Origin of the sequence: Micromonospora sp. NPDC085948, assembly GCF_040686315.1 — a bacterium.
GTDB lineage: Bacteria > Actinomycetota > Actinomycetes > Mycobacteriales > Micromonosporaceae > Micromonospora.
Genome location: NZ_JBFBJW010000004.1, coordinates 408,493 through 428,399, shown reverse-complemented (window position 1 = coordinate 428,399; position 19,907 = coordinate 408,493). Strand labels below are relative to the sequence as shown.

Annotated in this window: 19 protein-coding genes and 1 pseudogene; 11 read left to right on the top strand and 9 right to left on the bottom strand. The window is 72.3% G+C overall.

Features of this window, described 5'->3' with window-relative positions; all coding sequences use genetic code 11:
* A pseudogene (locus AB0O48_RS14455) lies at nt 1-277 on the top strand (hypothetical protein); the annotation flags it as partial.
* 144 nt (nt 278-421) lie between these two features.
* Here the strand turns inward: AB0O48_RS14455 and AB0O48_RS14450 are convergent.
* The 4 genes from AB0O48_RS14450 to purS form a co-directional block, all read right to left on the bottom strand.
* Nucleotides 422-1,177, bottom strand: a complete 756-nt coding sequence (locus tag AB0O48_RS14450; RefSeq protein WP_357244089.1) for a 2-phosphosulfolactate phosphatase — start codon at nt 1,175-1,177, stop codon at nt 422-424.
* A gap of 4 nt (nt 1,178-1,181) precedes the next feature.
* A complete protein-coding gene (purL, locus tag AB0O48_RS14445) occupies nt 1,182-3,839 on the bottom strand; it encodes a phosphoribosylformylglycinamidine synthase subunit PurL (RefSeq protein WP_357571678.1) in 2,658 nt (885 codons plus the stop codon).
* A 67-nt stretch (nt 3,840-3,906) separates the two neighbouring features.
* Nucleotides 3,907-4,590 (bottom strand): phosphoribosylformylglycinamidine synthase subunit PurQ, encoded by a 684-nt coding sequence (gene purQ / locus AB0O48_RS14440; RefSeq protein ID WP_357243530.1) that lies wholly within the window; start codon nt 4,588-4,590, stop codon nt 3,907-3,909.
* On the bottom strand, nt 4,587-4,850 hold the full coding sequence (gene purS / locus AB0O48_RS14435) for a phosphoribosylformylglycinamidine synthase subunit PurS (RefSeq protein ID WP_357243527.1): 264 nt from the start codon (nt 4,848-4,850) through the stop codon (nt 4,587-4,589). Before purS ends, purQ begins: the two co-directional genes overlap by 4 nt.
* Nucleotides 4,851-5,204: 354 nt before the next feature.
* On the opposite strand from purS, the gene AB0O48_RS14430 reads away from it, so the two are divergent.
* Complete coding sequence (locus AB0O48_RS14430; RefSeq protein WP_357243524.1) at nt 5,205-5,888, top strand: trypsin-like serine protease; 684 nt, start codon at nt 5,205-5,207, stop codon at nt 5,886-5,888.
* Nucleotides 5,889-5,912: 24 nt separating this feature from the next.
* Complete coding sequence (locus AB0O48_RS14425) at nt 5,913-6,476, top strand: YbjQ family protein (protein ID WP_357571677.1); 564 nt, start codon at nt 5,913-5,915, stop codon at nt 6,474-6,476.
* A gap of 183 nt (nt 6,477-6,659) precedes the next feature.
* Here the strand turns inward: AB0O48_RS14425 and purB are convergent, their stop codons facing one another.
* Entirely contained in the window at nt 6,660-8,084 is a 1,425-nt protein-coding gene (purB, locus tag AB0O48_RS14420; RefSeq protein ID WP_357243518.1) for an adenylosuccinate lyase, read from the bottom strand.
* Nucleotides 8,085-8,150: 66 nt separating this feature from the next.
* Complete coding sequence (locus AB0O48_RS14415; RefSeq protein WP_365065704.1) at nt 8,151-9,443, bottom strand: acetyl-CoA C-acetyltransferase; 1,293 nt, start codon at nt 9,441-9,443, stop codon at nt 8,151-8,153.
* A gap of 56 nt (nt 9,444-9,499) precedes the next feature.
* Here AB0O48_RS14415 and AB0O48_RS14410 point away from each other — a divergent pair, with 56 nt between their 5' ends.
* The 7 genes from AB0O48_RS14410 (at nt 9,500) to AB0O48_RS14380 (ending at nt 16,511) form a co-directional block, all read left to right on the top strand.
* Nucleotides 9,500-10,858 (top strand): 3-oxoacyl-ACP reductase, encoded by a 1,359-nt coding sequence (locus AB0O48_RS14410; protein ID WP_365065701.1) that lies wholly within the window; start codon nt 9,500-9,502, stop codon nt 10,856-10,858.
* 140 nt (nt 10,859-10,998) lie between these two features.
* On the top strand, nt 10,999-11,820 hold the full coding sequence (locus AB0O48_RS14405) for a MaoC/PaaZ C-terminal domain-containing protein (protein ID WP_357244085.1): 822 nt from the start codon (nt 10,999-11,001) through the stop codon (nt 11,818-11,820).
* A 79-nt stretch (nt 11,821-11,899) separates the two neighbouring features.
* Nucleotides 11,900-12,652, top strand: coding sequence for an NUDIX domain-containing protein (locus tag AB0O48_RS14400; protein ID WP_357243509.1), 753 nt, complete (start codon nt 11,900-11,902; stop codon nt 12,650-12,652).
* A complete protein-coding gene (locus tag AB0O48_RS14395) occupies nt 12,649-13,620 on the top strand; it encodes a serine/threonine protein kinase (RefSeq protein ID WP_357571674.1) in 972 nt (323 codons plus the stop codon). The genes AB0O48_RS14400 and AB0O48_RS14395 overlap by 4 nt, the downstream gene beginning before the upstream one ends.
* 9 nt (nt 13,621-13,629) lie before the next feature.
* Nucleotides 13,630-14,589: a hypothetical protein gene (locus AB0O48_RS14390; protein ID WP_357373205.1), complete on the top strand. Its 960-nt coding sequence runs from the start codon at nt 13,630-13,632 to the stop codon at nt 14,587-14,589.
* Nucleotides 14,586-15,848, top strand: coding sequence for an adenylosuccinate synthetase (locus tag AB0O48_RS14385; RefSeq protein ID WP_365065697.1), 1,263 nt, complete (start codon nt 14,586-14,588; stop codon nt 15,846-15,848). Before AB0O48_RS14390 ends, AB0O48_RS14385 begins: the two co-directional genes overlap by 4 nt.
* A 63-nt stretch (nt 15,849-15,911) precedes the next feature.
* Nucleotides 15,912-16,511: a DedA family protein gene (locus AB0O48_RS14380; RefSeq protein ID WP_357243497.1), complete on the top strand. Its 600-nt coding sequence runs from the start codon at nt 15,912-15,914 to the stop codon at nt 16,509-16,511.
* A gap of 26 nt (nt 16,512-16,537) precedes the next feature.
* On the opposite strand, the gene AB0O48_RS14375 is transcribed toward AB0O48_RS14380, so the two are convergent.
* Both AB0O48_RS14375 and AB0O48_RS14370 read right to left on the bottom strand, forming a co-directional pair.
* Complete coding sequence (locus tag AB0O48_RS14375) at nt 16,538-17,179, bottom strand: response regulator transcription factor (RefSeq protein ID WP_357243494.1); 642 nt, start codon at nt 17,177-17,179, stop codon at nt 16,538-16,540.
* The gene (locus tag AB0O48_RS14370; RefSeq protein WP_357243491.1) at nt 17,176-18,327 is read right to left on the bottom strand and encodes a histidine kinase; all 1,152 of its coding nucleotides are present in this window, start codon (nt 18,325-18,327) and stop codon (nt 17,176-17,178) included. The genes AB0O48_RS14375 and AB0O48_RS14370 overlap by 4 nt, the downstream gene beginning before the upstream one ends.
* A 169-nt stretch (nt 18,328-18,496) precedes the next feature.
* Between AB0O48_RS14370 and AB0O48_RS14365 the strand changes: the two genes are divergently transcribed.
* The gene (locus tag AB0O48_RS14365) at nt 18,497-19,159 is read left to right on the top strand and encodes a DedA family protein (RefSeq protein ID WP_357243489.1); all 663 of its coding nucleotides are present in this window, start codon (nt 18,497-18,499) and stop codon (nt 19,157-19,159) included.
* 41 nt (nt 19,160-19,200) lie between these two features.
* Here AB0O48_RS14365 and AB0O48_RS14360 read toward each other — a convergent pair whose 3' ends face one another.
* Entirely contained in the window at nt 19,201-19,839 is a 639-nt protein-coding gene (locus AB0O48_RS14360) for a TetR/AcrR family transcriptional regulator (RefSeq protein WP_357243486.1), read from the bottom strand.
* Nucleotides 19,840-19,907: the final 68 nt, after the last annotated feature.

Below are 19,907 nucleotides of genomic sequence, written 5' to 3'. Positions count from 1 at the left end.
CGGCTACGACCAGGGCGGCAGCTACGGCCAGGAGCCCCCGCAGCAGCGCGGCGGCTACGACGACCGAGGCTACGAGCAGGGCGGCTACGGCCAACCGGCCGGCGGCTACGACCAGGGCGGCAGCTACGGCCAGGAGCCCCCGCAGCAGCGCGGCGGCTACGACGACCGAGGCTACGAGCAGGGCGGCTACGGCCAACCGACCGCCGGGCGGCCCCGACCGGAGACCCCGCCCCCGACCGACCGGGGTGGCCGACGTCTCGACTGGCTGGACGACTGACCGAACACAGCGCACGGAAGCGGCCACCCGGATCTCCGGGTGGCCGTTTCGCATTCACGATCTACTCGTGGTCAAGAAAAAAGTGTCCCGGCTGTCTGGACCCCGCGGCTTCCTGCACGCGGAGTTGATCACTCAGGTACACCCTCAGGCGGCGGCGAAGACACCCTGGTTGAGCACCGGCACGACGTCCGACACGCCGATCCGGACGGCGACGTTCACGTCCTCGGCGAAGCCGCCCTCGGTCAACTCCCGCCCGGACACGCTCCCCCGCACGGCGGCTGGCACATCCGGGGTGCTCGCCAGCGCGGCGAGTGCCATGGCGGCCTCCACGGACAGCCCGCCCGGTACGCCGGAGAGAGCGTCGAGCACCGAGGCGGCACCGAGTTGGTCCTCCACCGACGGGCGCAGCGACCCGTCCGGCCACCGTTCCCCGGAGGCGATCACGCCGATCGGAGCGTCCACGGTGCCGTACCCCTGGCGTCGTAGCCAACGCCCGACGGCCGGTGCGTTACGCAGGCACGCCGCGACCACCGGCAGGCCGGTGGCGCTGGCGGCGGCGCTGATCGCGGAGCCGTTCGGTGAGGGGAGCACCAGATCCGCCACCACCGGTGCGGTGCTCAGCGCGGCGGGCGAGAGCGACCACGGGTGTTCCGCGCTCACCTGCCGTCTTCCCACCGCCGCGACCGCGCCGACGCGCACCGCGTACTCGGCGGCCTGCTCACCCCAGGGGAACGGGTGCACCCGCATGCCCCGGGCGACCGCCACCTCCACGGCGGTGGTGAACGACAGCACGTCCACCACCACCAGCGCCGCGCAGACCCGGCCGAGCTCGGCCGCCCCGGTCAGCCCCCAGTCGAACCGGGCACCGGAGCCGGGTTGGCCGTAGACAGCGGCCGCCAACGCCTCAGCGCTCGTCAGGCGACGGTTCGGTGACACCGGTGTCAGACTCGGACGACCGGCCAGGCTGTGCCGGACCGATCGGCTCGACAGCGCCGGTCTCCGGGGACGGCCCCGAAGAGGCGATCGGCTCGGAGAGCACCTCAGCCGGGTCGATCCGCTCCGCCGGGGCGACCGGCAGTGGGACGGCCTCGACCGCGCCCGCCACGCCGGTGGCCGGCGCGGGCACCTCGACGGCCGCCGAACCCCCGAAGAGGCGCGGCAACGTCTCGGTGTGCGCCCGGCGCAGCTCGTCCAGCTCGATCCGGAACTGGCCGTGCACCTCAAGGGCGCCGCCGGTCGGGTCGGTGACACCGATCAGCTCGAACGGCACCCCCCGCTCGGCGCAGAGCGCCGCGAACGCCTTGTCGTGGCCGCGCGGCACCGACACCAGCGCCCGCGTGGCGGACTCGCTGAACAGGTAGACGAACGGCATCGAGCCCTCGGCGAACTGCTCCGGCACCGCGATGCGGGCACCGACGCCGCGGCGCAGGCAGGACTCGACCAGGCTCTGGGCGAGGCCGCCGTCGGAGAGGTCGTGCGCGGAGGCCAGGTGACCCACCCGGGCGGCCTCGGCCAGCAGGTCGGCCAGCGCCTTCTCCCGGAGAAGGTCGACCTGCGGCGGGATGCCGCCGAGGTGCTCGTGCGTCACCCAGGCCCACTCCGAGCCGGACAGCTCCACGTTCGTCTCGCCGAGCAGGTAGAGCTGGTCGTGGTCGCCACCGGGCCGCGGGACGAAGCCCATCGGCACCCGGTCGGCGACGTTGTCCAGCACACCCAGCACACCGACCACGGGGGTCGGGTGGATGGCCGCCGCGCCGGTCTGGTTGTAGAAGCTGACGTTGCCGCCGGTCACCGGGATGCCCAGCTCCAGGCAGCCGTCCGCGAGGCCGCGCACGGCCTCGGCGAACTGCCACATCACGCCCGGGTCCTCCGGGGAGCCGAAGTTGAGGCAGTTGGTCACGGCGATCGGCTTCGCGCCGGTCACCGCCACGTTCCGGTACGCCTCGGCCAGCGCCAGCTTGGTGCCGTGGTACGGGTCGAGCCTCGCGTACCGGCCGTTGCCGTCCACCGACAGCGCCACGCCGAGTCCGGTCCGCTCGTCGATCCGGATCACCCCGCCGTCCTCCGGCTGGGCGAGCACGGTGTTGCCCAGCACGTAGCGGTCGTACTGCTCGGTGACCCAGGTCTTGTCGGCCAGGTTCGGCGACGCGATCATGCGCAGCAGGGTCTCCCGCAGCGCCTCCGGGTCGGCCGGGCGGGGCAGCGTCTCGGCCCGGTCGGCCTGGAGCAGGATCAGGTCGGCCGGCTCACGCATCGGCCGGGCGTAGACCGGACCGTCGTCGACAAGCGATCCCGGTGGCACGTCGACGACCAGGTGGTCCTGCCAGGTGATCAGCAGTCGACCGGGGCGGCCGTCCGGCTCCGGTGCGGTGACCTCACCGATCGCGGTGGCGAGCACGCCCCACTTCTCGCAGGTCTTGAGCACCGCGTCCAGCTTGTCCGGCTCGACGACCAGCAGCATCCGCTCCTGCGACTCGCTGGCGAGGATCTCGTGCGGGTCCATCGAGGGCTCGCGCAGCGGCACCCGCTCCAGCCAGACCCGCATGCCGGTGCCGGCAGCGGCGGCGGTCTCGGTGAGCGCGCAGGTCAGCCCGGCGCCGCCGAGGTCCTGGATGCCGACGACCAGTTGGCCGTCGTACAGCTCGAGGCACGCCTCGATCAGCAGCTTCTCGGTGAACGGGTCACCGACCTGCACGGCCGGCCGGCGTGCCTCGCTGCCCTCGTCGAAGGTGGCGCTGGCCAGCACCGAGACGCCGCCGATGCCGTCCCGGCCGGTCTTGGCACCCATCAGGACGACAACGTTGCCCGGGCCGGCGGCAGCCTTGTTCTGCAACCGGTTGACCGGCAGCACACCCAGGCACAGCGCGTTGAGCAGGGGGTTGCCCTGGTAGGAGGGGTCGAAGACCAACTCGCCACCGATGTTGGGCAGGCCGAGGCAGTTGCCGTAGCCGCCGACACCGGCGACCACGCCGGTGAGCACCCGGGCGGTGTCCGGGTGGTCCGCGGCACCGAAGCGCAGCGGGTCCATCACCGCGACCGGGCGGGCGCCCATGGCGAGGATGTCCCGGACGATGCCGCCGACGCCGGTCGCCGCACCCTGGTACGGCTCGACGAAGCTCGGGTGGTTGTGCGACTCGACCTTGAAGGTCACCGCCAGCTCGTCGGAGACCTGCACGACACCGGCGTTCTCACCGATGCCGGCGAGCAGCCGGTCGCTGTGCACGGCCTTCTCGCCGAACTGGCGCAGGTGCACCTTGCTCGACTTGTAGGAGCAGTGCTCGCTCCACATGATCGAGTACATCGCCAGCTCGGACTGCGTGGGCCGGCGGCCGAGGATCTGCCGGATCCGGTCGTACTCGTCGTCGCGCAGACCAAGCTCGGTGTACGGCTGGAGCTCGCCCGGGGTGCCACCGGCGCGCGGCACGGTGTCCACGCCCTCGGTCCACACGGCGGTGTCCAGCGGGGCCGGAGCGGCGGGCTGCGCCGCGCTCGGCTCGGCCGACTGCGCCGGGGCGGAGTACGCCTCGGGCGTGTCGCGTACCGGGTCCGGATGGGTGGTCATGACCTCTCCTCGCTGCGCTCGTGCCCGCCAGACCGACGGTTGAGCAGACCGATGATCGTGTCGCCGGTCATGCCGGCGTCCCCACCAGGTGCTTGAGGGCCGACGTGAAGAAGCCGAGGCCGTCCAGCGAAGGACCGGTGAGCGCCTCCACCGCATGCTCGGGGTGCGGCATGATGCCGACCACGTTGCCCGCGGCGTTGGTGATCGCGGCGATGTCGCGCTGCGACCCGTTGGGGTTGCCGCCGACGTACCGGGCGACCACCCGGCCCTCGGCTTCGAGCTGGTCCAGCGTCGCGGTGTCCGCGACGTAGCAGCCCTCGCCGTTCTTGACCGGGATGAGCACCTCCTGGCCGGGCTGGAACGCGTTGGTCCACGCGGTGCCGGCCGACTCGATGCGCAGGACCTGGTCCCGGTTGCGGAAGTGCAGGTGCTGGTTGCGGGTGAGCGCGCCGGGCAGCAGGTGCGCCTCGCACAGGATCTGGAAGCCGTTGCAGATGCCGAGCACCGGCAGACCGCCCTGGGCGGCGTCCACGATCGTCTCCATCACCGGGGCGAACCGGGCGATGGCGCCGCAGCGCAGGTAGTCGCCGTAGGAGAAGCCGCCGGGCAGCACCACCGCGTCCACCCCGTACAGACCCGGGTCACCGTGCCAGAGCCGGACCGGCTCGGCACCGGCGATCCGGACGGCCCGGGCCGCGTCCCCGTCGTCGAGCGAGCCGGGGAAGGTGACGACACCGACCCGGGCGGTCACGAGCGGGCGCCCGCGGTCTCGTCGGCCTCGACCAGGCGGATGGTGAAGTCTTCGATCACCGGGTTGGCAAGCAACTTGTCGGCAATCTCCCGAGCGCGGTCCAGGTCCGGTTCACCTGTGAACTCGATCTCGATCCGCCTGCCGATCCGAACCGAGGCGACGTCACCGACGCCGAGCCGGGGCAGCGCGTTTGCGACGGCCTGGCCCTGCGGATCGAGGATCTCGGGCTTGAGCATGACGTCGACGACGACGCGAGGCACTGGGCACTCCTGACTGTGTACGCAGTTGGGTGCCGACCCACAACGGGCGAGCGCAGCCAGCGTACCTGGCAGATATCGCCACGGGCGCACCGGCCGGGTGCAGTTCAGGCAGTGATCGACATTACCGACGCTCAGGATGACCCAGGGAGCGCGACAGGTGGCCCCACCAGGACATATACGGCGCTTTCGGTAGCCGAATCGTTACATTGATCAATCCCGATCAAAATCTTGATAACGGCAGCCCCGAGGCTTATTGTGCATCGATGTAAGTCGATGTAGGCGTTGGTGGGAACCCCCGCTGTCGCCCTCCCGCACCCGGCGACCCCGGGTCCGCCCGTCCAAGGAGTCCACCCGATGCGCATCCGCCCCCTGCTCGCCGTCCTCAGCACCGCGCTGGTCGGTGCCCTCGGCGCCGCCTCCGGCGCGTCCGCCGCCCCGCCCGGCCCGCAACCCATCATCGGCGGCAACACCGTCGCGTCCGCGCCCTGGGCCGCAGCGGTGCTGAGCAACGGCTCGTTCACCTGCTCCGGCAGCGTCATCGCCGCGCAGTGGGTGCTCACCGCCCGCCACTGCATCAGCGGCACCATGTCGGTGCGGGTTGGCAGCGTCTACCGCGCCTCGGGCGGAGTCACCCGTACGGTGAGCGCCACCTACACCCGCAACGACCTCGCCCTCATGCGGCTCTCCAGCACGGTCAGCACGTCGACGGTCACCCTGGCCAGCAGCAACCCGCCCATCAACTCGACCAACTCGATCTACGGGTGGGGCATGACCTGCTACAGCGGCTGCTCCGCGTCCAGCCAGCTCAAGACCGCCACCGTGCGGGTTACCAGCAACAGCGTCACCGACGCGTACGGCGGGCAGGCGATCCGCAGCACGGAGATCAGCGGTAACGCCTGGCGGGGCGACTCCGGCGGCCCCCAGTTCTACAACGGCCAGCAGGTCGGCGTCGCCTCCACCGCCGACGGCTACAGCATCCAGAATTACGGCAGCGTTGCGTACAACCGGGCCTGGATCACCTCGGTGGCCGGTGTCTGACGGTTAACGCCACACGCGGCGCGGATGGTCGGCCCCGTGTCGGCCGTCCGCGCCGCGCTGTTTTGCAGCATCCGATCAGGTGAACAATGCACCCGATCGGGTCAGGCCACTCCTGACAGCATCGGAACCGTGCTGGTCGTGACGACGGAGCAACTGCCCGGCTATGAGATCCGCCAGATTCTGGGCGAGGTCGTGTCCTCGATGGCCAGGACACGCAACCCGTACCGCGAGGGGGTCAAGAACCTGCGCGGCGGCGCGTACGACCCGATGGCCCCGGACAACCTGACCCGGTGGCGCACCGACTCGGTGTCCCGGCTCGGCGAGGAGGCCCTGCGGCTCGGCGCGAACGCGGTGATCGGCATGCGCTTCGACAGCCGCGACTGCGGCGAGATGTGGATGGAGATCTGCGCGTACGGAACGGCGGTGGTCGCCGTACCCAAGATGCCCGAGGTCATGCCGGCCGACCAGCCGGCGGTCGCCGCGGAGACCGCGGAGGTCGCGGGCTTCACGGAATCGCCAGGTGGCATCGCCGAACCGGCAAGCGCCCCCAACCTGAGATCGGCAGCAGAAACCGCAACCGGCGACTAACCCACCCCACCCCACCCACCCCACCCCGCCCGAACCCCACCCCGCCCCCACCCACCCGCATCCCGTCCGGTGATCAAGAGGTTTGCGTCAGGTAGGAGATCAAAGTTGACGTAAACCTCTTGATCACCGAGGCGGGGCGGGTGGGGGCGGGTGGGGTGGGGTGGTGGCTGGGCGGGGTGGGGGTTAGAGGATGGGGGGTGGGGCGTAGGTTGCGGCGTTTGGGTGAGTTTGGACTACCTTGGTGATTCGACGGGTGATCGCTTCGACCTGGGCGGCGGCGGCGCCGACGAAGGCGGATCGGTCCGCGACCAGGGCGTCGATGTCGGTGCGGGACAGGCCGAGCCGGCCGTCGGCCGCCAACCTGTCGAACAGGTCGTTCTCCGGCGAGCCCTGTTCGCGCATGGCCAGGGCCACCGCGACCGAGTGCTCCTTGATCACCTCGTGGGCGACCTCCCGGCCGACACCCCGCCGGACCGCCGCCACCAGGATCTTCGTGGTGGCGAGGAACGGCAGGAACCGCTCCAACTCCCGGTTGATCACCGCCGGGTACGCGCCGAACTCGTCGAGCACGGTGAGGAACGTCTGGAACAACCCGTCGGCGGCGAAGAACGCGTCCGGCAGGGCCACCCGGCGGACCACCGAGCAGGACACGTCCCCCTCGTTCCACTGGTCACCGGCCAGCTCGCCGACCATCGACAGGTAACCCCGGATGATCACCGCGAAGCCGTTAACCCGCTCCGACGAGCGGGTGTTCATCTTGTGCGGCATCGCGCTGGAACCGACCTGACCCGGCTTGAAGCCCTCGGTGGCCAACTCCTGGCCGACCATCAACCGGATCGTGGTGGCCAGCGACGACGGCGCGGCGGCGGTCTGCGCCAGCGCGGCCAGCACGTCGAAGTCGAGCGAACGCGGGTAGACCTGCCCGACGCTGTCCAGCACCCGGGAGAAGCCCAGGTGCTCGGCGACCCGCCGTTCCAACTCGGCCACCTTGTCGGCGTCGCCGTCGAAGAGGTCAAGCTGGTCGGCGGCCGTACCGACCGGTCCCTTGATCCCCCGCAGCGGATAGCGGGCGATCAGGTCCTCCAACCGCTCGTACGCGATGAGCAGCTCCTCCGCCGCCGACGCGAAGCGCTTGCCCAGCGTGGTGGCCTGCGCCGCCACGTTGTGCGAACGGCCGGTCATGACCAGCTCGGAGTGCTCGTACGCCAGCCACGCCAACCGGGCGAGGGCGGCCACCACCCGGTCCCGGATCAGCTCCAGCGAGGCACGCACCTGAAGCTGCTCGACGTTCTCGGTGAGGTCCCGTGAGGTCATCCCCTTGTGCACGTGCTCGTGCCCGGCGAGCGCGCTGAACTCCTCGATCCGGGCCTTCACGTCGTGCCGGGTGACCCGCTCCCGCTCGGCGATCGAGGCGAGGTCGACCTGGTCGAGCACCCGCTCGTACGCCTCGACCACGCCGTCCGGCACGGCCACACCCAGGTCGCGCTGAGCGCGGAGCACGGCGAGCCAGAGCCGCCGCTCCATCCGGACCTTCTCCTCCGGAGACCAGAGGGCGACCAGTTCGGGCGAGGCGTACCGGTTGGCCAGCACGTTGGGGATCGTCGTCACGTACCTCATTGTCCCGCACCCGCCGACCGGCGCCTGGACCGGGCCGGGCTGTCCGGGCTGCTGCGCTCAGCGTTCCAGGATCGCGGTCACACCCTGGCCACCGGCCGCGCAGATGGAGATCAGCCCGCGTCCGCTGCCCTTCTCGGCAAGCAGCTTGGCCAGGGTCGCCACGATCCGCCCGCCGGTGGCGGCGAACGGGTGCCCGGCGGCCAGCGACGAGCCGTTGACGTTGAGCCGGTCGGTGTCGATCGCGCCCAGCGGCGCGTCCAGGCCGAGGCGGTCCTTGCAGAACTCCGGCGACTCCCAGGCGGCGAGGGTGGCCAGCACCTGCGAGGCGAACGCCTCGTGGATCTCGTAGTAGTCGAAGTCCTGCAACGTCAGCCCGGCGCGGGCCAGCATCCGGGGCACCGCGTAGGCGGGGGCCATCAGCAGCCCCTCGTCGCCGTGCACGAAGTCGACGGCTGCCGTCTCCGACCAGCTGAACCAGGCCAGCACCGGCAGGTTGTGCGCGGCCGCCCACTCCTCGCTGGCCAGTAGCACGGTGGAGGCGCCGTCGGTGAGCGGCGACGAGTTGCCGGCGGTCATGGTGGCGTGCTCGGCGTCCGGGCCGCGGGTGCCGAAGGCCGGCTTCAGCGAACCGAGCTTCTCCAGGCTGGTGTCGGGGCGAAGATTCGCATCGCGGGTCAGCCCCAGGTACGGCGTCATCAGGTCGTCGAAGAAGTTCCGGTCGTACGCGGCGGCCAGCCGTTGGTGTGAGCGCAGCGCCAGCTCGTCCTGGGATCGCCTGTCGATCTGCCAGCGCAGGGCGGTGCGGGCGGCGTGGTCGCCCATGGACAGGCCGGTACGCGGTTCGGCGTTGCGTGGGATCTCCGGCTTGAACGGCTGGAGCGGGCGCAGCTTCGCCGCGACCCTGAGCCGTTCGCCCAGGGTGCGGGCGGAGTTGAGCTTGAGCAGGGTGCGGCGCATCTCCTCGTTGACCGCGAGCGGGGCGTCGGAGGTGGTGTCGACGCCGCCAGCGATGCCCACGTCGAGTTGGCCAAGGGCGATCTTGTTGGCGACCAGGATCGCCGCCTCCAGGCCGGTGCCGCAGGCCTGCTGGATGTCGTACGCCGGGGTGTGCGGGTCGAGCCGGGAACCGAGGACCACCTCGCGGGTGAGGTTGAAGTCGCGGGAGTGTTTGAGCACCGCGCCGGTCACCACCTCGCCGACGCGCTGCCCGGCCAGCCCGTACCTGGCGATCAGGCCGTCCAGCGCGGCACCGAGCAGGTCCGAGTTGGACGCGTCGGCGTAGCGGGAGTTGGATCGGGCGAAGGGGATGCGGTTGCCCCCGATGACCGCGACCCGCCGAATGCTGTGCACGATCCGCCTCCTCGACCTGTGTTTGCTCGAACCCTACTCGCCAGTAGGCTACGCCCATGACCGACAGGTACGCGAGCTTCGTCCAATCGGCCGCCGGCCGCGCGCTGGTCAAGCGCCTCGGGCTGCCCGACCCGCCCCGACTGCGCCGGCACCACCCCGGCGACCCGCTGCTGGCCGGGCCGGCCCTGCTCGGCGCGGCCACCGGCGGCCGGCTCGCCGAGCCGCTCGCCAGGATCCTGACCACCGCCGGGGTCGAGCTGCGCGACACCACCACCGCCGCGACAGAGGACCGCTTCGGAGCCCTGGTGTACGACGCCACCGGGATCACCGACTCCGCCCAGCTCCGCCAGCTCTACGACTTCTTCCACCCGCAGGCCCGGACGCTGCTGCCCAGCGGTCGGGTGATCGTGCTCGGCACCCCGCCGCAGGAGTGCGCGACGCCCCGCAAGGCGACCGCCCAGCGCGCCCTGGAGGGGCTGGTCCGCAGCATCGGCAAGGAGTTCGGCCGGGGCACCACCGCGCAGCTCGTCGCCGTCACCCGCGCCGGTGACGACGCCGGCACACTCACCAGCCTCGAATCGACAGTCCGGTTCCTGCTGTCCGGCCGGTCCGCGTACGTCTCGGGCCAGGTCATCCGGGTCGGCGTCGGCGCGGCGAGCGCCCCGGCGGACTGGGACCGCCCGCTGGACGGCCAGGTCGTGCTCGTCACCGGCGCGGCCCGGGGCATCGGTGCGGCGCTCGCGACGGTGCTCGCCCGCGACGGCGCGCAGGTCGTGGCGCTGGACATCCCGGCCGCCGGGGACGCCCTCGCCACGGTGGCGAACGACATCGGCGGTACGGCCGTGCAGCTCGACCTGACCGCGCCGGACGCGCCGACCCGGCTCGCCGACCACCTGGCCAGCAGGCACGGCCGGGTCGACGTGGTGGTGCACAACGCCGGCATCACCCGGGACAAGACGCTCGGCCGGATGGACGCTGACCGGTGGGACCAGGTCATCGACGTCAACCTCTCCAGCCAGGAGCGGATCAACGACGTGCTGCTGGAGCGGGGGCTGATTCCGGCCGGCGGGCGGATCGTCGCGGTCTCGTCGATCGCCGGGATCGCCGGCAACCGGGGGCAGACCAACTACGCGACGAGCAAGGCCGGCGTGATCGGGTTGGTCGACTCGCTCGCCCCGGCCCTGCGCGCGCGGGGGATCAGCGTCAACGCGGTGGCCCCGGGCTTCATCGAGACCCGGCTGACCGCGCGCATCCCGCTCGTGGTCCGCGAGGCGGGCCGACGCATGAACAGCCTGGCCCAGGGCGGATTGCCGGTGGACGTGGCCGAGACGATCGGCTGGCTCGCCTGGCCGGCCAGCGGTGCGGTCAGCGGCAACGTGGTCCGGGTCTGCGGCCAGAGCCTGCTGGGGGCGTGATGGGCCGCCGGAAGGAGCCGGACGACGACCTCTCCCTGCACGAGTTGATCGACGGCCCGACGGAGACGCTGTCGGCGGAGACGCGGGCCGCGGCGCTCCGGCCGGAGTCCGGCGGTCGTACCCCTGTCGAACTGGCTCGGATGCCGGCGGCCGGGGCGCTGCACCGGCGGGCGGTGCTCGGCGCGCTACCGGGTCTCGGTGGCGGGCGGCGACGTGGTCCCGACCTGCCGGCCGTCGAGCTGGCCGTGCGCGGCGTGACCGTCGACCGGGCACAGCTGGCCGACTACGACCGGGTCTGTGGGTTCCGGCTCGCCGACCGTCTGCCCGGCACCTTTCCGCACGTCCTGGGGTTCCCGCTGAGTCTGCGGCTGATGACCATGCCGGAGTTCCCCATTCCACTGATCGGCCTGGTGCACGTGGGCAACCGGATCACCGTGCGCCGCCCGATCAGCGCCGACGAGACCCTCGACTTCACGACGTACGCGGAGAACCTGCGCCCGCACGCCCGGGGACGGCAGGTGGACGTGGTGCTGGTGGGATCGGTCGACGGCGAGACGGTCTGGGAGGGTGTCTCGACGTACCTGGGTCGAGAACGCAAGCCCGGCGGCGGGGGCGACCGCGGTAGGCGTCCCGACGCACCGGCCGCCACGGCCCGTTGGCGGGTGGATCCCCGGGTCGGCACGACGTACGCGCGGGTCTCCGGGGACCACAATCCGATCCACACCTCGCTCCTGGGCGCGCGGCTGTTCGGCTTCCGCCGGCCGATCGCGCACGGCATGTGGAGCAAGGCCCGCTGTCTGGCCGCCCTGGAGAACCGGCTGCCGGACGCCTACACCGTCGAGGTCGCCTTCAAGGCGCCCGTGTCGCTGCCGAGCACGGTGAACTTCACCCTGTTGCCGGACGGCGGGTTCGCCCTGCACGACTCGCGCGGGCGTCCGCACCTGGCGGGTTTCGTGCGCTGACGATTTCCGGGTTGGCAGGGGTGCCCTCGTACGTTAAGTTATTCTCAGAGCGAGATGTTCTCAACCTGAGAGAGACGCGATGAACGAGCAGGAGTTCCTGGCCGCGTACGACCCACGGGCCTACCCGTCGGTCGCGGTGACCGTCGACGTGGTGGCGCTGACCATCCGCGACGGTGCGCTGCACCTGCTGCTGATCCAGCGCGGTCAGCAGCCCTTCGCGGGGCACTGGGCGCTGCCCGGCGGCTTCGTCCAACCCGACGAGGACCTGGCCGCCGGCGCCCGACGGGAGTTGGCCGAGGAGACCGGGCTCGGCGGCGACCGGCTGCGCCGCGTACACCTGGAGCAGTTGGGCAGCTATGGCACCCCCGACCGCGACCCGCGGATGCGTGTCGTCTCGATCGCGCACCTCGCGTTCGCCCCCGACCTGCCGGATCCGGCCGCCGGCACCGACGCCGACGCCGCGATCTGGCTGCCGGTCACCGCGTTGACCAGCCGACAGCTCGCCTTCGACCACGGCCGGATCATCGACGACGGGCTGGAGCGTGCCCGGTCCAAGCTGGAATACACCCCGCTCGCCACGCGCTTCCTCGACGCCGAGTTCACGATCAGCGAGCTGCGCACGGTCTACGAGACGGTCTGGGGTCACCCGCTGCACGCCGGCAACTTCCACCGCAAGGTGCTCTCCGTGCCCGGCTTCGTGGAGAGCACCGGCGCCAGCACCGAACGCGGCGGCTCCCGCGGCGGCCCCCGCGCCCGCCTCTACCGGGCCGGCGACGCCCGCCTGCTGCACCCGGCGCTGCTGCGCCCCGCCCGCGAGGAGACGGTGCGATGAGGACGGCGGCGGCCATCGGCCTGGTCGCGGCGGCCCACACCGACGCCGACCTGTTCGGCACGGACCAGCCGGCCCGGCGTTACCGCGAGCTGGTCGCGGCCCTGCACCCCGACCGCCTGCCGGCCGACCCCGCGGTACGCGCCGAGGCCCTCGACGCGTTCGTCCACGTCACCACCCGGTGGCAGGCCCGGCAGGTCACCGTCCTCGGCGACTACCGGCTCGGCGCGCCGGCCCACTCCGGTGACCTGGCCGACCTCTTCGACGTCGGTGCCGACCGTCTGCTCAAGCTCCCCCGACGGCCCACCGACAACGACCTGCTGGCCCGCGAGGCACACGCCCTGCGCACCATCGCCGAGCGCGGCGACCCGCGCTACCTGCCGTACGTGCCCCGGCTCGTCGACGAGTTTCCGCACCGCGACACCGCGTCCGGCGCCGAACGACGGATCAACGTCATCGCCACCGCACCCGGGCTGCACGACCTGGACGAGGTGCGGCGCGCGTACCCCGACGGGTTGGACGCCCGGGACGCGGCCTGGATGTGGCGGCGGCTGCTGGTGGTGCTCGGCCTGGCCCACCGGGCGGGCGTGGTGCACGGCGCGGTCCTGCCCCGACACGTGCTGATCGAGCCGGACGGCCACGGCGTCGTGCTTGTCGACTGGTGTTTCTCCGCCCCCACCGGCACCACCATCCCGGCGCTCGTGCCCGGCCAGGAGGACTGGTATCCGGAGGAGGTCCCCCGCAAGCGGCCCGCCGGACCGGGCACCGACATCGCGATGGCCAGCCGCTGCATGAGCTGGCTGATGGGGTCGCGTGCGCCCCGCGAGCTGCACGCCTTCGCGCGGGGCTGTCGGCAGCGGTCCCTGGACGCCCGGCCCGACGACGCCTGGCGGCTGCTGCGCGAACTCGACCAGGTGCTGGACCGGCTCTACGGGCCACGCACCTTCCGACCCTTCACCCTCACCCCCTAAGGAGCTGTCATGGGCAGTGGAATCTGGTCCACCGACGTGTACGACGCCGCCGACCGCTACCGCCGGTCCACCGGCCGGAGCGCCTTCTCCTACAGCGACAGCGGGGCACGCACCGTGCACACCGCGCTCGATCCCCGCGACGCGATGCGCGAGAGCCGCGACTCCGACGAGCATCCCCGGTCGACCCCCGTCGCCGTGCTCTTCGACGTGACCGGCTCGATGCGCAACGTGCCACGCGTCCTGCAGACCAAGCTGCCGCAGCTGCTCGGGCTGCTGCAACGGCAGGGGTACGCCAGCGATCCGCAGATCATGTTCGGCGCGATCGGCGACGCCACCTGCGACCGGGTGCCGTTGCAGGTCGGGCAGTTCGAGTCGGACAACCGGATGGACGACGACCTCGGCCGGATCGTCCTCGAAGGCGGTGGCGGCGGGCAGATGAGCGAGTCGTACGAGCTGGCCATGTACTTCATGGCCCGGCACACCGCCACCGACAACTGGGACCGGCGCGGCCGGCGCGGCTACCTGTTCATCATCGGTGACGAACTGGCGTACCAGCAGGTGAAGGCTCGTGAGGTGGCCAAACTGATCGGCGACGACCTGGCCGAGGACGTGCCGCTGCGGCAGGTCGTCGACGAGGTGACCCGCCGCTGGGACACCTACTACCTGCTCCCCGCCGGCAGCCACTACGCCGGCAACGCCAAGGTGCTCGACTTCTGGCGGGACCTGCTCGGGCAGAACGCCGTCGTGCTCGACGACCTCGACGCGGTCTGCGAGACCATCGCGCTCACCATCGGCCTCGGCGAGCAGGCCATCGACCTGGACGAGGGCCTGCGCCACCTGGACCACGCCGGTTCCAGCGCCACCGGCACCGTCTCGAAGGCCCTGGCCCGCCTCGGCCGGGGACGACGGGCCGAGGTGTCGACGCTGCCCGCGTTCACCGACACCGCCGGTGGGGTGAGGAGGCTGTGAGGCACGTGGCGGTGGTCGACCTCGGCTACGGCGACGCCGGCAAGGGCACGGTGGTGGACTGGCTCTGCGCCACCCGGCCCGTGCACACGGTGATCCGCTTCAACGGGGGTGCGCAGGCGGCGCACAACGCCGTGCTGCGCGACGGGCGGCACCACACGTTCGCGCAGTTCGGTGCCGGGACGTTCCACCCCGGTGTCCGTACCCACCTGTCGCGGCACGTCGTGGTGGACCCGCTGGCGCTGGCCGCCGAGGCCGACCATCTCGCCACGCTCGGGGTGACCGACGCGCTCGACCGACTCACCGTCGACGGGGACGCGCTGCTCGCCACCCCGTACCACCGGGCCGCCAACCAGGCCCGGGAGATCGCCCGGGGAGCCGACCGGCACGGCTCCTGCGGGCTGGGGGTGGGCGAGGCTGTCGCGTACGGTCTCGCCCACCCCGACGACGCGCCCCGGGTCGGCGACTGCCGCAGCCCAGCGCTGCTGCGCCGTCGGTTGACCGCCCTGCGGGACCGGCTGACCGCCGAGCTGGGTCCGCTGGACGCGCCGCCGGTCGAGGACTGCCTGCCCGCGTTCACCGGGTTCGCCGGGCGGGTCGCGATCGTGGACGGAAACTGGCTCGCCGGAGCACTGCGCGCGGGGACCTGCGTCTTCGAGGGGGCACAGGGGGTGCTGCTCGACGAGTGGCACGGCTTCCACCCGTACACGACGTGGAGCACCACCACCTTCGCCAACGTGGACGGCCTGCTCGCCGAGGCGGGCCAGTCCGGCGACGCGACCCGGATCGGGGTGCTGCGGATCGTCACCACCCGGCACGGTGCCGGCCCGCTGGTGACCGAGGACCCGAGCCTGTCGTTCACCGACAGGCACAACGCCACGAACCCGTGGCAGGGCCGGTTCCGGTTCGGCCACTTCGATGCGGTCGCCCACCGGTACGCCCTCGCGGCGGCCGGTGGGGTCGACGGCCTGGCGCTGACCCACCTCGATCTGACCGGCCCCGACCTGCGGATCTGCCGCCGCTACGACACCACCGACCGGCTCACCCCCGGCCCACCCGGTGACCTGGACCGGCAGGCCGCGCTCACCGCCCGCCTGCTGCGCTCCCGCCCGCTCTACGACGATCCACCGGCGGACTGGGCGGAGGCGATAAGCACGGAGCTGGCCACCCCGGTGGTGCTGACCTCGCGCGGCCCCACCGCCGACGACAAGACCCCCCACGGCCCACTGCTCGCCCAACCAGCCCTGGTCCACTCGGCCTAACCCGACCCTCCCTATACCGCCGCTTCGGCACCGGGACCGGTCGTGCCCGGCGAGCATGGGGGCATGGACTCCGCGCTCGACCTGCTCCGACAGCTCGTCACCTCACCATGGGTGTACCTGCTGATCTTCGGGCTCACGGCGGTCGACGCGTTCTTTCCAGCCGTACCCGGTGAGGCGGCCGTCATCACCGCCGCCGTGCTCTCCACCAGCGGCAATCCCAACCTGGCGGCGGTGATCGTCGCCGCCGCCGTGGGCGCCTGCGCCGGCGACCACATCTCGTACGCCATCGGGCGCGGTGGCGGCGCGAACCGGCTCGCCAGGTTTCCCGACGGCAGCCGCCGACGGGCCAGCTCGGAATGGGCGAGACGCGCGCTGAACCGGCGCGGCGGGCTGATCCTGACCACCTCCCGCTACCTGCCGGGAGGCCGGACGGCGGTCACCCTCACCATGGGCGCGGTGCGCTATCCCCGCCGGTCGTTCCTGCTCTACGACGCGATCGCGACGGTCACCTGGGCTTTGTACTGCGGGCTGCTCGGCTACTTCGGTGGGCTGGCCTTCGAGCGCCACCCCGTCAAGGGCGTCCTCGCCGGGATCGGCCTGTCGGTGCTCGTCACCTTCGGCATCGAGGGCATCCGTTGGCTGCGACACCGGTCGCGCCACTGACCGGACCGGTGGCGGCGGGACACCCGTCACAGCAGGTCGGCGTCGTACACCAGGATGGCCAACTGCACCCGGTTGCCGGCCTGGAGCTTGGCCAGCGCGCGGCTGACATGTGCCTTCACGGTGGCCTCGCTCATCGTCAACCGCCTGGCGATCTCCGCGTTGCCGTGCCCGCGGGCCACCTCCCGGACGATCTCCAACTCCCGCGTGGTCAGCGGCGCCAGCCGCTCCCGAGCCGCCTCCCGGCGGGCCGGGCCACGCTCGGCGAACGAATTGAGCAGGCGCCTGGTGACCGTCGGGGCGAGCATCGCGTTGCCGGCGGCCACCGTGCGGACGGCTGCCGCCAACTCCCGGGGCGGGGTGTCCTTGAGCAGGAAGCCAACCGCGCCGGCCCGCAGCGCCCGGTGCACGTACTCGTCGAGGTCGAAGGTGGTCAACATGATCACCTTCGGTCCGGCGGCGACCACGTCGGGCGCGATGGTCAGCCCGTCGACGCCCGGCATCCGCACATCGAGCAGCACCACGTCGGGACGTAACCGCTGGGCCTGCTGCAACGCGCCGGCGCCGTCCGCCGCCTCGCCCACCACCGTGATGTCCTCGGCCGCCTCCAGGATCAGCCGCAGCCCGGCGCGGAGCAGGTGCTCGTCGTCGACCACCACCACCCGGATCACGCCGCACCCGCCAGCGGGATCAGGGCGCGGACCAGGAAGCCGCCGTCCACCGGGGTCGCCTCCAGTCGGCCGCCGAGCAACTCCACCCGCTCGCGCAGCCCGAGCAGCCCCTGACCGGAACCGGGCAGGGACTGGCCACCCTCGGACGGACCGTTTTGGACCCGCACCTCCAGCCCGTCGGGCAGGTAGCGCAGGCACACGGTCGTCTCGGCGTCGGCGGCGTGCTTGCGCACGTTCGTCAGCGCCTCCCGGACCACCCGGTACGCCGTGCGCCCCACCGTCGCCGGTAGCGCCGTCGGAACTCCCTCGTCCCGCCGGTGCACCCGCAACCCGGCGACACGGGACTCCCCGATCAACTCGTCCAACGCGTCGAGCCCCCGCTCCGGCAGCACTGCCGGACCGGCCTGCCGCAGCACACCCAGCACCTCGCGCAGGTCGGTGAGCGCCTCCCGCCCGGTCGTCCGGATCAGCGCGGCGGTTTCGACTGTCGCCGGAGCGGTCGCGGTCACCTCCAGCGCCCCGGCGTGCACCACCATCAGCGAGACCCGGTGCGCGACCACGTCGTGCATCTCGCGGGCGATCCGGGTCCGCTCCTCGGCGCGGATCCGGTCGGCGCGGGCCTCCTGTTCACGTTCCAACCGCTCGGCCCGGTCCCGCAGGGCGGCGAGCGTCTCCCGGCGCGCCCGCACCCAGAGGCCGAACACCAACGGAAGCCCGACCAGACCGGCGGCGAGGAAGAACACGTTGCCGGTGGTGGCGGTGGTGATCCGGCGTACGCCGCCCACCGCCAGCCCGACGAGCACCCCACCGGCCAGCACCGTGGCCGCACCGACGAGGTAGGCGGCAAGCCGACGGCCCCGCAGCCGCAGCCCCGCCTGGTACGAGGCGACCACTCCGGCGGCCGCGGCGGCGAGCACCAACCAGCTGGCCGTCGCGGCCAGGAACAACGGCCAGCGACGGGTCCGGACCGTACTGGCGGCCCAGCCCGAGCCCACGGCGATGGCCAGCACGACCGCGCCCGGCAGCGGCGAGCGGACTCCCAGGTCACCTGTCGCGCTGGCCCAGACGGCCACGGCGACCAGGACGGCGAGCAGCAGCGGGGCGTACCGCTGGACGACCCGCCGGAGGGCGACGGCGCTGGTGGCCACGGGGTGAGCGTAGGGCTCCGCCGAAGGCTCGGCTCGCCCCACACCGTCGGATGCGGGTGTCCTGGGGGATGACCCCTACCCGGCCTCCGGGCCGAACCAGACCTAAGTGATGGTGTCCCGCTGACCACTGGCCGATGGCAGGAACCGCCGCCCACACCAGCATCGGGGCATGGATCTGCTCGACCTGCTGCACGAGACGATGTCCTCGCCGTGGGTGTACCTGGCGATCTTCACGATCGCGGTGCTCGACGGCTTCTTTCCGGTGGTGCCGAGCGAGACGGCGGTGATCACCGCCGGGGTGTTCGCGGCCTCCGGCGCGCCGTACCTCCCCGCGGTGATCCTGGTGGCCGCGGCCGGGGCACTGATCGGCGATCACGTCTCGTACGCCATCGGCCGGGGTGGTGGCACCCGGCTACTCGACCGGCTCCCACCCGAGGGTCGGCGTAGGCGGGCCATCGAGTGGGCGCGTCGGGGCATCGCCACGCGGGGAGGACTCATCCTCACCGTGGCCCGCTACGTGCCGGGCGGCCGGACGGCGGTCACCCTCACCATGGGCGCGGTGCACTATCCCCGCCGACGGTTCCTGGTCTTCGACGCGCTCGCCGCCGGCTCGTGGGGGCTCTACTCCGGGTTGGTGGGATACCTCGGCGGGATGGCCTTCGAGCAGGACCCGCTGCGTGGGCTCCTGCTCGGTCTGGGCCTCGCCCTGGGGGTGACGACGATGGTCGAGGTGGTCCGCTGGCTCGGCCGGCGTCGCCGATCCGCGCGATCGGCGACGGCGGACGAGCCGGATGCCGGTGAGCTGATCTCGGGCGGCCAGCCGGCGCGCTGATCTCGGGGCGGCCCGGCCGGTGCGCGGGCTTCGGGGCGGGGTCAGTCGGCGGCCGGGCGCCAGACGACGCCGTGCAGGAGTTGGCCGGCGCCCAGCCAGGCCACGTTCATCATCCGGGTGGCCGTCTTCTCCGAGTCGGCTTCGGGGTGGTCCGCGAGCCAGTCGGCAAGCGACTCGGTGGCGCCGACCAGGGCGTACGCGACGACCTCCAGGTCGACGGCGGCGATCTCCCGACCCTCGGCGCGCAGTGCGTGGTCGAGCATTCCGGCGACGACCTCGACCAGCCGGGCACGCATGGTGGCCAGTTCGCCGGCGAACGGCTGCTCACCCCGAGCCTGCCGGTAGAGCACCGCCCAGCCGTCGCGGTGCGCGCCCACGAAGCCGAAGAACGCCTTCAGCCCTCGCCAGAGCCGAACGTCGGCCGGCAGGTCGGGGGCGGCGGCGCCGGCGATGGCCTGCATCATGCGGGTGCCCTCCCGGTGCAGGCAGGCGACGAAGAGTTCTTCCTTGGTGCCGAGGTACGCGTACACCATGGGCTTGGAGATGCCGGCATCCTCGGCGATCTCGTCCATGCTGGCGGCGTGGAAGCCACGTCGGGAGAAGACCTTGACGGCCGCGTCAAGCATCTGCTGCTCACGAACGGCGCGTGGCAGGCGCTTGAAGGCGGGCGGTGTGGACACCTTGCGAGCATACCTACTCGTGCGTAGGGTTACGCACGAGTAGCCATATCTTGCGGAAGGCGCACCTG

What these genes read in the sequence shown, in the direction of transcription:
- AB0O48_RS14380 (WP_357243497.1), top strand. Translation starts at nt 15,912, where the DNA reads ATGGACTCCGCGCTCGACCTGCTCCGACAGCTCGTCACCTCACCATGG.
- AB0O48_RS14425 (WP_357571677.1), top strand. Translation starts at nt 5,913, where the DNA reads ATGGTCGGCCCCGTGTCGGCCGTCCGCGCCGCGCTGTTTTGCAGCATC.
- AB0O48_RS14430 (WP_357243524.1), top strand. Translation starts at nt 5,205, where the DNA reads ATGCGCATCCGCCCCCTGCTCGCCGTCCTCAGCACCGCGCTGGTCGGT.
- AB0O48_RS14390 (WP_357373205.1), top strand. Translation starts at nt 13,630, where the DNA reads ATGGGCAGTGGAATCTGGTCCACCGACGTGTACGACGCCGCCGACCGC.
- purL (WP_357571678.1), bottom strand. Translation starts at nt 3,839, where the DNA reads ATGACCACCCATCCGGACCCGGTACGCGACACGCCCGAGGCGTACTCC.
- AB0O48_RS14365 (WP_357243489.1), top strand. Translation starts at nt 18,497, where the DNA reads ATGGATCTGCTCGACCTGCTGCACGAGACGATGTCCTCGCCGTGGGTG.
- AB0O48_RS14410 (WP_365065701.1), top strand. Translation starts at nt 9,500, where the DNA reads ATGACCGACAGGTACGCGAGCTTCGTCCAATCGGCCGCCGGCCGCGCG.
- AB0O48_RS14395 (WP_357571674.1), top strand. Translation starts at nt 12,649, where the DNA reads ATGAGGACGGCGGCGGCCATCGGCCTGGTCGCGGCGGCCCACACCGAC.
- AB0O48_RS14405 (WP_357244085.1), top strand. Translation starts at nt 10,999, where the DNA reads ATGCCGGCGGCCGGGGCGCTGCACCGGCGGGCGGTGCTCGGCGCGCTA.
- AB0O48_RS14400 (WP_357243509.1), top strand. Translation starts at nt 11,900, where the DNA reads ATGAACGAGCAGGAGTTCCTGGCCGCGTACGACCCACGGGCCTACCCG.